Origin of the sequence: Hymenobacter sp. DG01 (assembly GCF_006352025.1) — a bacterium.
Taxonomy (GTDB): domain Bacteria; phylum Bacteroidota; class Bacteroidia; order Cytophagales; family Hymenobacteraceae; genus Hymenobacter.
In genome coordinates this window covers 268,238-280,084 of sequence record NZ_CP040936.1, presented here as the reverse complement: position 1 = coordinate 280,084, position 11,847 = coordinate 268,238, and the positions used below count along the sequence as shown (strand labels likewise).

General features: G+C 53.9%; 7 protein-coding genes and 3 rRNA genes. All 10 read right to left on the bottom strand.

Annotated features, from left to right (window positions below):
- Window positions 1-5: 5 nt before the first annotated feature.
- Window positions 6-236 (bottom strand): hypothetical protein, encoded by a 231-nt coding sequence (locus tag FGZ14_RS01105; protein ID WP_139920334.1) that lies wholly within the window; start codon window positions 234-236, stop codon window positions 6-8.
- A complete protein-coding gene (locus FGZ14_RS01100) occupies window positions 236-1,378 on the bottom strand; it encodes a glycosyltransferase (protein ID WP_139920332.1) in 1,143 nt (380 codons plus the stop codon). The genes FGZ14_RS01105 and FGZ14_RS01100 overlap by 1 nt, the downstream gene beginning before the upstream one ends.
- Before the next feature lie 126 nt (window positions 1,379-1,504).
- Complete coding sequence (locus tag FGZ14_RS01095) at window positions 1,505-2,491, bottom strand: glycosyltransferase family 2 protein (protein ID WP_139920330.1); 987 nt, start codon at window positions 2,489-2,491, stop codon at window positions 1,505-1,507.
- Complete coding sequence (locus tag FGZ14_RS01090) at window positions 2,484-3,011, bottom strand: DUF4199 domain-containing protein (protein ID WP_139920328.1); 528 nt, start codon at window positions 3,009-3,011, stop codon at window positions 2,484-2,486. Before FGZ14_RS01090 ends, FGZ14_RS01095 begins: the two co-directional genes overlap by 8 nt.
- Window positions 3,012-3,050: 39 nt before the next feature.
- On the bottom strand, window positions 3,051-3,572 hold the full coding sequence (locus FGZ14_RS01085; protein ID WP_257883312.1) for a DUF4199 domain-containing protein: 522 nt from the start codon (window positions 3,570-3,572) through the stop codon (window positions 3,051-3,053).
- Window positions 3,573-3,619: 47 nt separating this feature from the next.
- Window positions 3,620-5,677, bottom strand: a complete 2,058-nt coding sequence (locus FGZ14_RS01080) for a BatA domain-containing protein (protein ID WP_180754441.1) — start codon at window positions 5,675-5,677, stop codon at window positions 3,620-3,622.
- Window positions 5,678-6,035: 358 nt separating this feature from the next.
- Window positions 6,036-6,147: ribosomal RNA gene (gene rrf / locus FGZ14_RS01075) — 5S ribosomal RNA — on the bottom strand.
- A gap of 89 nt (window positions 6,148-6,236) precedes the next feature.
- A 23S ribosomal RNA gene (locus tag FGZ14_RS01070) occupies window positions 6,237-9,142 on the bottom strand.
- Between the two features lie 232 nt (window positions 9,143-9,374).
- Window positions 9,375-10,889: ribosomal RNA gene (locus tag FGZ14_RS01065) — 16S ribosomal RNA — on the bottom strand.
- The 16S, 23S and 5S rRNA genes sit together here, the layout of an rRNA operon.
- Before the next feature lie 214 nt (window positions 10,890-11,103).
- Window positions 11,104-11,289 (bottom strand): hypothetical protein, encoded by a 186-nt coding sequence (locus tag FGZ14_RS01060; RefSeq protein WP_139920322.1) that lies wholly within the window; start codon window positions 11,287-11,289, stop codon window positions 11,104-11,106.
- Between the last annotated feature and the right edge of the window lie 558 nt (window positions 11,290-11,847).

Here is an 11,847-nt window from a genome sequence, read left to right as displayed (position 1 = left end):
TGGGGTTATTTGTTCAGAAGAATCTTTTTGGCGGCTTGCAACGCTTCAATCAGCGTATCCAGTTCTACGCCAACGCCGATTTTGCTTTCTCCCAGAAACTCTACCCTGATATCGTCTGCTGCATTGTCCTGATTTATTAGAGCAACGTGCTGTCCTCCAATAACGACGTAGGCGACAAGCTCCTCGTAATCGACAGGGCTTCCTATCACGATGCGATAAGCTTTGGCGGCGTTCATCAAGTAGCTGATTCGTTTATCTGCGCCACTTCCTTCAGGGCCTTCACCATTTCCTCCCAGGAGAATTCTTTTTTATTCGCCCACACGCCGGCCGTGAATTCCTGCTCCCGCTGCTGCGCGTAGAAGTCCACCAGGGCATCGGCAATGGCGTCGGGGGTAGGCGGCACCACGTAGCCTACCTCCCCGTTCGGAATCAGTTCGGCCAGTCCGCCCACATCCGTCACCAGCATGGGCCGGCCAAAGTGATAGGCAATCTGGGAGACGCCGCTTTGGGTGGCGTTTTTGTAGGGCTGCACTACTATATCGGCCGCGCAGAAATAATCTACTACCCTCTCGTTGGGGATGAAGTCGGTGGCCCGCACGAGGCGGTTTTCCAGCTTATGCTGCCGGATCACCTCGTCGTAGGGAGCCGCGTCTTCATAGAACTCACCGGCAATGATCAGCTTGACCGGCAGCCGGGCCAGGCGGGCATCAGCAAAGGCTTCCAGCATAATATCTAGGCCCTTATAGGCCCGAATAAACCCAAAGAACAGCAGGTAGCCGAACGCCGGATCGAGGCCCAGATCTTGCAGGGCCTGAGCCTTGGGCTTGAGCGGGCCGAAATTGTCGTAGAGGGGGTGGGGCCGGTACAGGGCCGGCTGCCGGAAGTGCAGGCGCCGTAAATCGGCCAGCACGGCCCGGCTCATGGTCACGAAGCCGTGGCAGGCCGAGAGAAAGTAGCGCGTCAGGGGCCGGTCGCCGGGGCGCTTCTCGTGCGGGATGACGTTGTCGGTAATGGCCACCACGCGAGTGTGGCGGTTGCGGCGCACCAGGCGGGCCACCGTGCCCAGGGCCGGGCCCATAAACGGCAGCCAAAACCGAAAAATCACCAGATCCGGCCGCTCCCGCCGCAGCTTGTTTCCTACCCTGTACCAGCTCAGCGGGTTAACCGAGTTCAGACTAACCTCAATGTCCAGGTCAGCGGGGCCGGGCTCGGTGCTGAACTGCGTCTGGCCAGGAAACAGGAAGTCGGGATACTGCAGAGAAAAAGTAACCAGGCGCACCTCGTCGCCGGCCTCGCGGAAAGCCCGAGCCAGCCGCTCGTTGTAGGTGGCTAGCCCGCCCCGCAAGGGGTAGGCCGGGCCAATGATGACAACACGCATGGGTGAATTAAAAATTGAGAATTAAGGATTGAAAACTCTCCCTTCTACCCAACACAGCCCGTGCATTCCGGCAATACGTGAAGTGCTAAAAGGGTCATCTATTTTTAACTCTTAATCCTCCATTTTTTAATTGACGTTCAGCTTCTCCCGCACCAGATAATCATTGCGGTGGGCGCCGCTGAGTTGCACCATCTCGGCCAGAAAGCCCGCCAGAAACAGCTGCACGCCCACGATTACCGCCACCAGGGCCAGGAAAAACAGGGGCTGAGCCGTCACGTCGCGGGCATGCAGGTTGTGCTGCGCCAGCCACACTTTTTCTCCTACCAGCCACAGCGTAATCAGCATGCCTACCAGAAACGATAGGGTGCCCAGCGTCCCGAAGAAGTGCATAGGCCGGCGCCGGAACCGGCTCACGAACGTAATGCTCATCAAGTCCAGAAAACCGTACACGAACCGCTCCAGCCCAAATTTGGTGGTGCCATACTTCCGCTCCTGGTGCTGTACTACCTTCTCCCCGATCTTGCGGAAACCCGCCCATTTGGCTATAACCGGAATATAGCGGTGCATTTCGCCGTACACCTCCACGCTTTTCACCACCCGACTGTCGTAGGCTTTCAGGCCGCAGTTGAAATCGTGGAGCTGAATTCCAGAAATCCAGCGCGTAACGCCATTGAACAGCTTGGTCGGAATAGTTTTGCTGAGCGGATCGAAACGTTTCTTTTTCCAGCCGCTTACCAGATCAAAACCCTCCTGGGTGATCATGCGGTACAAATCCGGCAGCTCCTCCGGCGAGTCCTGCAAATCGGCATCCATGGTGCACACCACCCGACCCGTCGTTTCGCGGAAGCCTACGTTCAGGGCCGCCGATTTGCCGTAGTTGCGGTTGAAGCGGATGCCGCGCAGGTGCACGTCGGCGGCCGCCAGCTCTTCAATTACCTCCCACGAGTTATCCGTCGAGCCATCGTCGATGAGGAGGACTTCGTAAGTGAGCCCATGCTGGCTCAGTACCCGATTAATCCAGCGCGTAAGCTCTGGCAATGATTCAGCCTCGTTGAGCAGGGGAATTACAATAGAGAGCTCAACCGGGAAATGCTGCGAAAGACGCTTACTCAAACTCAGGGCGGGCGTTTTTGGTGAAAGCGGAGATAACAAGGGAAGCCAAAACTCCCATGAGTACAATAACGAAGAGGACCGAAACCATCATCAGGGGACCATTTACAAACTTAGCTGTCCAAGCAATAGCACGCTCAATGTCCGCATCGGACATACCTCCACGAGCTTCCATATCGGCCTGGGCTTTATTCAAGATCCGTTCGGCCATCCCGGGATCAACAAAGTTGATATAGATGTAGCTGGAAATAGCGTTCAGAATGGCTGCTACACCGGAGAGTATAGCCCCAATGCCTACCCCCTGCCCATAGTTCAGATAACCGTTATGCACCTGCTTGTAATATTTATGGGCCAAAAATATCCCGCCTATCAGAATAACAGTGGTTAACCACTTTCCAGGGCCCTGCTCCTGCTCCGTAACGTTGAGCAGCACCGACACGATAATCATGGCCAGCCCTGTCAGAATGCCGTAGCGGGTGCCGACGGAAACAGGCGTGGCAGCGGGAGTAGATGCGTTTTCCATAAGATCAGGCGGTTAGGTTAGTTGGAGCCGGAAGGTAAATCATTTCCGCAAAAACACGCCGCCGGGAATACTAATCAACAACCCCAATAGAATCTTTTTGGCAAACTCATCCTGCGCAAACGCGGCTGGCGTATGGGCCAGCCCTTTCAAGGTAGCGGCATATTGTTGCGCGCCATTGGGTTGCTTGAGATATAAATCCTTGGCATTTTCCAGCAAGAGGTGGGCTTCCGTTAAGTGCTGCTCAATCAGGCGGGCATCGGCTAGCCTCGCAAAAGTGTACAGCCCTGCGGCGGCTACTCCCGCTCCTATCAGCGCGGTTAGCAGCCCTACCCCTATCGATTTCCACAAGCCTGGCCCACTCACGTAATAGCGCCGGAGCAGCACTTGGCTACTTACCGCCGCAATAGGAGGAAAGAAGTCAGACAAAGTGCGCTTTGGGCCGTAAGGGTTGTTGTCGGTGAGGTATAGGAACATCACCCAGGCTATACAAAGGGCGCCCGTTATGACACCGGATAGAACTGCGGTACGCAGTACGGGATGAGGAGCAGCAGTAGATTCCAACGGTAAGAAGCTGAGACGAGCAGCAAGATACTAGGTCTGGCTTCAATCTAGGCTGCCAGAGGCTCCTGCTCGGGAGCCGCTCGCCGCTTCCATCGGAGTAATATTCCCTCCAGGAACAAACAAGCTAGTGCGCCCCACAAGCAATAGCGCCACAGCGGCACCCCCACCCTGTCGGCCTTGTATCGCGCGGCAACTGTTTGTCCCTCCCCTGTTTCGTACACATGCACATTAGGCCTGTTGGGCCCAATCATCTGCTTAAGCTCAGCTACGGAGTAGCTCCGCAAGTCCGATTCACGCTTATCAAAGTTGAAGGCTAACGTGGCAAGTGTTTGATTACCCCGCTGCAGAGCGTAAAGACCGGGCTTCTGCATTCCCAGCGGTACATCCATGTACAGTATCTGCCCTTGCCGGCGTTGCGCCGGAATATATACCAGGCTGTCCTGTACCAACCGATAGACGGCTTCCCCTGCTTTGCCTTCGGGCGCTTTGGACAAGCGTAAGGCTACACGCTGTTGATTGAGCCGGTAGGCAGGCTGCTGCTCCTGCTGGTAGCTGAGCATGGCTAGCCGGTACATAACCGGGACAAACAGCGCGTGCTGCGTAAAATCTGAGTAAGGCGCACTCAGGGGTGCCGCAAATACATACACAGTACCTAGTCCACTGGAAAAGCCAGCCAGATACTCTTCCCCACTACGCATTCGTAATACGTCTGTTCCAGAGCGGGCCCAACGCAAAACTGGGGCAGCCTTCGGCATTGCCGCCTGCCGGTTTATCCCGGCGAATACATCCCGAAAAAAAGTATTCTGACTACTAGGCATTGCTACCTCCTGCAGCACAGGTCCACTACCCGGTTGCTGCAGCCATTGCAAAGGACCTAGGCCTAATTCCCTAAAAAACGCTGAATACTCGCTCCTGCTCCTATCCACAGCTGATGGCACGATAACAACTGTAGCACCCTCCTGCACGGCTTTGCGGATCCCTTCCCGCAACCCCACAGATAAAGGAAATGCTTCGCGCAGTATAATCAGATTAGCTCCTGCCAGTGTGCGATAATCCGCAATCTGTGGCTGCACATGTTTGTATTCAAAAAGAGGCTCATTGCCGTAAAGTCTATTCAACTGATCATCTGCGGCAACCTCTACTACCGAAATTTGGGAAGCGGGCTGCAACGTGAAATAATAGGTGTTATCAAAGTCAACTGGAAAGTCGTCCACTTCAATATGACATGCCTGTGTAGTAGCTTCTGAAAGCCGCACCCGCACACGGGTTGTTGTTGCTTGCTGAGCTAAAACCTGCACTTGGAAGACGGCAGCTTGCTGTTTGCCAATAAACAGCCGGGCCTGGCATTCAGCAGCATCCTGGGTACCGCCGTTGCGCAACCGAATATTAAGCTCCACATCCGCATTACGGCGGATAAAAGCATCATCTACCCACACGCTATCTACAAACACATTTGCTTCCTGTTGACCAACTAACGGCACCAAGAATACCTGTCGGGTAGTGTCCAGCTCCGCAACCGACTGGCTTGAGAATCCTTTTTTCTGAAAATCAGAGAAGATAAACAGGGGAAGCTCCTTTTTCTGTCCCCTACCCTGCATGCTAGCTAGCGAGGTCGATAGACTACCTTTCTGCCCATCTATTTGAATCTGCTCGACAGCGCTACGGTATTCAGCGCCCGAGAGGGCCTTCTGTGCCTCAGGTAATAAGGAGTAGCGTGTAGTAGTCGGAAATGCTAGGGGAAGCTCCGTTGCTTGTTCTATAGCATAATCCAGCAAAGCCCCTTCAGTACGGGCAGCACGTTGTTTCATGCTAGGCGTGTTATCCAGTAGCACTTCTACATCACCTGTTTTATCCTTGCCTTGGGGTGCTGGAATAAATGGCTGAGCGAATAGAAGTGCAAGGAAACAAACCAGTCCTATCCGGCAAAGCAATACCAGCCAGTGCTTCACGCGCCGCTGTCGGGCAGTTACAAGCTTTGCTTCACGTAGAAACTCAACATTGGAGAACAGAACGCGTTGTGGCCTACGCAATTCAAACAAATGAATGGCTATAGGAACAGCTACTGCTACCAGTCCGGCCAGAAACCAAGGATAAGTAAAAACCATAGAAGAGTCGAAAGTCTGTAAAGATAAACTTGAAATCATCTATGCTGTTGCCCCATCTTCATGAGACCTGATAGCATCACTTATCGAATGGAAAGTAAAAACTGATCTATTTGCCCTGATAGAAACCCATAAGCAAACTATTTCACGCTCAACCTTATGCGCTAGGTAGCGGGCCTAGACTCTTGTAAGCTGCCCCTAGCCCGATGTGGGCGGTAGGCGCGGGCGGCATTACTTCGGGTCAGCTCCCCGCACCATCCGGCTCATCTGCCTGTGCGCGCAGGCAAGCTTAGTGCGAGAGCTAGGTATAAATGCCGACTGCCCCCCGCAGCACGAGGTCGCGGGGGGCAGGGCAAGATAAGGTTGGCGGCGACCGACTCTCCCGCCGGTGAAGGCAGTACCATAGGCGCTCCGGGGCTTAACGACTCTGTTCGGAATGGGAAGAGGTGAACACCCGGGCTAAAGCCACCATTATCATAAGGTCTCTTCTGCTTGCGCAGACGAGCCCAGTATCTTAACATAGAGGCAGAGTAGGAAAAAGAAAGGGTTAGAGCTGGTATGCTACAGAAGTGTTCGAGTCCTTAGTACCCCTCGGCTGTGCGATTTCGCGCTCTACACCTAGGGCCTATCAACGTCGTGGTCTCCGACGACTCTTATATATCGGATATCTCATCTTCAGGTGAGTTTCGCACTTAGATGCTTTCAGCGCTTATCTCATCCCAGCGTCGCTACCCGGCGCTGCAACTGGCGTCACAACCGGTGCACGAGCGGCTGGTCCAACTCGGTCCTCTCGTACTAAAGTCAGGTCCTGTCAAATATCCTACGCCCACCACAGATAGGGACCGAACTGTCTCACGACGTTCTGAACCCAGCTCGCGTGCCACTTTAATCGGCGAACAGCCGAACCCTTGGGACCTTCTCCAGCCCCAGGACGTGACGAGCCGACATCGAGGTGCCAAACCTCCCCGTCGATATGAGCTCTTGGGGGAGATCAGCCTGTTATCCCCGGCGTACCTTTTATCCTTTGAGCGATGGCCCTTCCATGCGGAACCACCGGATCACTATATCCGTCTTTCGACCCTGCTCGGCTTGTAGGCCTCACAGTCAAGCCCGCTTCTGCTATTGCGCTCTGCGTACGGTTACCAAGCGTACTGAGCGGACCTTTGAAAGCCTCCGATACTTTTTTGGAGGCGACCACCCCAGTCAAACTACCCAGCAGACACTGTTTCCGTTTCCAGATTAGGTGCCAAACAACACAAGGGTGGTATTTCAACGTTGGCTCCCCCAGACCTGGCGGCCCGGGTTCACAGCCTCCCACCTATCCTACACATGTGTTGTCCAGCATCAATGTCAACCTATAGTAAAGGTGCACGGGGTCTTTCCGTCCCGTGGCGGGTACTCGGCATCTTCACCGAGACTACAATTTCACCGAGCTCACGGCTGAGACAGCGCCCAGATCGTTACACCATTCGTGCAGGTCGGAACTTACCCGACAAGGAATTTCGCTACCTTAGGACCGTTATAGTTACGGCCGCCGTTTACCGGGGCTTCGATTCAAACCTTCGCTTGCGCTAAGTTCCCCTCTTAACCTTCCGGCACCGGGCAGGTGTCAGGCCTTATACTTCCGCTTACGCGTTCGCAAAGCCATGTGTTTTTGTTAAACAGTCGCCTGGGCCTTTTCACTGCGGCTTCTCACATTGCTGTGAGGAAGCGTCCCTTCTCCCGAAGTTACAGGACCATTTTGCCGAGTTCCTTGGCCGTGATTCACTCGAGCGCCTCAGGATGCTCTCCTTGACTACCTGTGTCGGTTTGCGGTACGGGTTATTCTTCAGTAAACGCTTAGCAGGTTTTCTTGGCAGTCTGATTAGGTACACTATCCCGTTGGCCGAGGCCGCCAGGTACTATCAGGTTTCAGCAAAGCAGGCGTACTTGACTACCCACTCTATACCTACACCCTTTAACGAGCACTTCCGTCCGCTCGCGGTACTTTCACTTCTGCGTCACTGCATCACTCCAAAGAATAAGTGCGGGAATATCAACCCGCTGTCCATCGACGTAGCCTCTCGGCTTAGCCTTAGGTCCCGACTAACCCTGCTCCGATTAGCGTTGAGCAGGAAACCTTAGTCTATCGGCGAGGGGGTTTCTCACCCCCTTTATCGTTACTCATGCCTACATTTGCTTTTCTGGCCGCTCCAGCTCGCCTGACGACGCACCTTCACCGCTGACCAGAATGCTCCCCTACCACTTAGCTTAAAGCTAAATCCATCGCTTCGGTACCGGACTTGATGCCCGCGTATTATCGATGCCCTCTCGCTCGACCAGTGAGCTGTTACGCACTCTTTAAAGGAATGGCTGCTTCCAAGCCAACCTCCTGGCTGTCAAAGCAAGTGGACCTCCTTTGTTCAACTTAGTCCGAATTTAGGGACCTTAGCGGATGGTCTGGGTTCTTTCCCTCTCGGCATGGGACCTTAGCACCCCACGCCTCACTGCCGAGTATATCAACGGGCATTCGGAGTTCGTCAGGATTCGGTAGGCTGTGACACCCCCTAGTCCTATCGGTAGCTCTACCTCCCGCTGACTCCACCTCGACGCTGTACCTAAATACATTTCGGGGAGTACGAGCTATTTCTCAGTTTGATTGGCCTTTCACCCCTACCCTCAGGTCATCCAAATCCTTTTCAACGGAAACTGGTTCGGTCCTCCAGTTGGTGTTACCCAACCTTCAACCTGCCCAAGGGTAGATCACAAAGTTTCGCGTCTACCCCCTCTGACTCTGCGCCCTATTCAGACTCGCTTTCGCTGCGGCTCCGAACTTTCAAGTTCTTAACCTTGCCAGAGAGGAGTAACTCGTAGGCTCATTATGCAAAAGGCACGCTATCAGGCCACAAAAGCCCTCTAACTGCTTGTAAGCACACGGTTTCAGGTTCTTTTCACTCCGGTATTCCCGGTTCTTTTCACCTTTCCCTCACGGTACTAGTTCACTATCGGTCTCTCAGGAGTATGTAGCCTTAGCGGATGGTGCCGCTGGATTCAGACGGGGTTTCTCCGGCCCCGCCCTACTCAGGAATCCTCTACCGTGAATAATCAGTTCGTCTACCGGACTCTCACCGTCTCTGGTTGGCCTTCCCATGCCATTCAACTAAGATTACTCAATCAGATGTTGAGGTCCTACAACCCCGCGTTGGCCGTAACCAACCCGGTTTGGGCTCCTCCCCGTTCGCTCGCCACTACTTGGGGAATCATATGTTATTTTCTGTTCCTCCGGGTACTTAGATGTTTCAGTTCCCCGGGTTTGCCTCTACTAAACAAAGTCAGTAGATCCTACCTCTTCAAGATAGGGGGTTGCCCCATTCGGAAATGCCAGGATCACGTGGTATGTGCCCATCCCCTGGCCTTATCGCAGCTTATCACGTCCTTCATCGCCTCTGAGAGCCTAGGCATCCCCCGTGTGCCCTTATCTACTTCTCGTAGTGACTAACCCTTTCTTGCGAAAGAGCAGTCGAGCTCAGGGTGACTACAACTAGGTAATCACACTTTCTTTTTCTTACTCTGTTTTCCTCTATGTCAAAGAACGTGTACCACCCCTATTGGATGATCGTGAGAATGAAGGAAAAGACAACAAGGGTACTATTACAAGCGGGCGAAACGAAGAGCCCTGTCGCAGCTCTTGTGCGTCAAGGCGAGTCGGAACGAGCTCCAGAAAGGAGGTGATCCAGCCGCACCTTCCGGTACGGCTACCTTGTTACGACTTAGCCCCAGTTACTTGTTCTACCCTAACTGGCTTCTGTGACGAGCACCAGCTTCAGGTCTACCAAACTTCCATGGCTTGACGGGCGGTGTGTACAAGGCCCGGGAACGTATTCACCGCGTCATGGCTGATACGCGATTACTAGTGATTCCAGCTTCATGAAGTCGAGTTGCAGACTTCAATCCGAACTGAGAACGGTTTTTTGAGATTGGCATCCTGTCACCAGGTAGCGACCCTCTGTACCGCCCATTGTAGCACGTGTGTAGCCCTAGGCGTAAGGGCCATGATGACCTGACGTCGTCCCCGCCTTCCTCACTGCTTGCGCAGGCAGTCTGTTTAGAGTCCCCAGCATCACCTGATGGCAACTAAACATAGGGGTTGCGCTCGTTGCGGGACTTAACCCAACACCTCACGGCACGAGCTGACGACGGCCATGCAGCACCTTGCTTTGTGTCCCGAAGGAAAGGCTCATCTCTGAGCCGGTCACGCGCATTCTAGCCTAGGTAAGGTTCCTCGCGTATCATCGAATTAAACCACATGCTCCACCACTTGTGCGGGCCCCCGTCAATTCCTTTGAGTTTCACTCTTGCGAGCGTACTCCCCAGGTGGGATACTTACCGGTTTCCCTAAGCCAGTGACTGTCTATCGCCACCAGCGAGTATCCATCGTTTACGGCGTGGACTACCAGGGTATCTAATCCTGTTCGCTCCCCACGCTTTCGTGCCTCAGCGTCAGTACCAGCCTAGTCAGCTGCCTTCGCAATCGGGGTTCTGGATGGTATCTATGCATTTCACCGCTACACCATCCATTCCGCCAACCTCGTCTGGACTCAAGCTTGCCAGTATCCAGGGCAGTTCCACTGTTGAGCAGTGGGCTTTCACCCCGGACTTAACAAGCCGCCTACGCACCCTTTAAACCCAATAAATCCGGACAACGCTTGCACCCTCCGTATTACCGCGGCTGCTGGCACGGAGTTAGCCGGTGCTTATTCCTCAGGTACCGTCAGTGTACCTCGCAAGGTCTTTTTCTTCCCTGAGAAAAGCCGTTTACAACCCAGAAGGCCTTCATCCGGCACGCGGCATGGCTGGGTCAGGCTCTCGCCCATTGCCCAATATTCCCTACTGCTGCCTCCCGTAGGAGTCTGGCCCGTATCTCAGTGCCAGTGTGGGGGATCACCCTCTCAGGTCCCCTAGACATCGTCGCCTTGGTGGGCCGTTACCCCGCCAACTAGCTAATGTCACGCAACCCCATCCCGATCCAATAAATCTTTCCCCGTTGCCTGATGCCAGGCTGCGGGTATATGCGGTATTAATCCGCCTTTCGGCGGGCTATCCCCCAGATCGGGGCAGGTTGGTTACGCGTTACGCACCCGTGCGCCACTAGTGGTCTTGCGACCACCCGTTCGACTTGCATGTATTAGGCCTGCCGCTAGCGTTCATCCTGAGCCAGGATCAAACTCTCCATTGTATAAAGTACTACGCAACCCCGAAGGGAAGCTGATGTCAAGTGCTGATCCGACTCGTATTCCTTGACAAGCTTTGTGGGCTCATCCGTTTCTACGCTTGCAATAACCTGCTCCGTTTACGAATCGTAAGCCGAGCAGCTTACCCATTTTTGTCTTTTCCAGTCATTCAAAGAACGTGTGCCAAAAACCGCTGTTTCTGACCGTGTGCCGCTTCGCTTAAGCAGCTAGTTTGTTTCGCTTTCCGCGCTTCCAGTCGAAGCGGGTTGCAAAAGTAACTCCTTTTTTTCTTTCTGCAAGCCCGAAGCAAAAAACTTTTTTTTCGAAGTGTTTTGCTTTAGAACTCATCTGCCGACTTCCGATCGAAGCGGGCTGCAAAGGTAAAGGCTTTTTCTCTTTTTCCAAGCTCAGAGCGAAAAACTTTTTTCTTCGCTTTTCGCAGTGCCCGTCCCGCTAGGGGCCGTTTTCGCTACCGAACCGGGCTGCAAAGGTAGCACCCATCAGTTGGCTTTTGCAAGGAAAAGCGAAAAGTTTTTTCGCTGCTCTCGCCCGCTTCCGGCTGAATCGGGGTGCAAAGGTAACACCACCCGTTTCACTTTCGCAAGCCCGAGCCGAAAAAAACTTTGTGGCGTATTCTTCAGGAAGGGCCGGGGCCGTTGCTAACTGCTTGGTCGGGCAAGAAGCGCACCGCGTCTTCTTCCGTCGCCCCTACCGCGTTTCGGTTTGGGAGTGCAAAAGTGCAGGGTCGGCTCCGGATTTCCAAACCCAGCCCCGCCTTTTTTCGTTCAAGGCCGCTGGACGTTGCTGCTCAACACCTCCGTATCCTGTTGACTGCGAACTATTTAATCAGTGATTTGAGTTCATTATTGGCAGGCATTTTTTTCGAAAGTGGCACTTTATCTGCCGAGCACCTTGGTATACAATGCAGAAAACCGCCTAGGAGGCGGTTTTCTGGTGGATTAT

Bases quoted from the DNA above. Each gene is read 5' to 3' on its own strand.
- FGZ14_RS01105 (WP_139920334.1), bottom strand. From the start codon at position 236: ATGAACGCCGCCAAAGCTTATCGCATCGTGATAGGAAGCCCTGTCGAT.
- FGZ14_RS01100 (WP_139920332.1), bottom strand. From the start codon at position 1,378: ATGCGTGTTGTCATCATTGGCCCGGCCTACCCCTTGCGGGGCGGGCTA.
- FGZ14_RS01090 (WP_139920328.1), bottom strand. From the start codon at position 3,011: ATGGAAAACGCATCTACTCCCGCTGCCACGCCTGTTTCCGTCGGCACC.
- FGZ14_RS01080 (WP_180754441.1), bottom strand. From the start codon at position 5,677: ATGGTTTTTACTTATCCTTGGTTTCTGGCCGGACTGGTAGCAGTAGCT.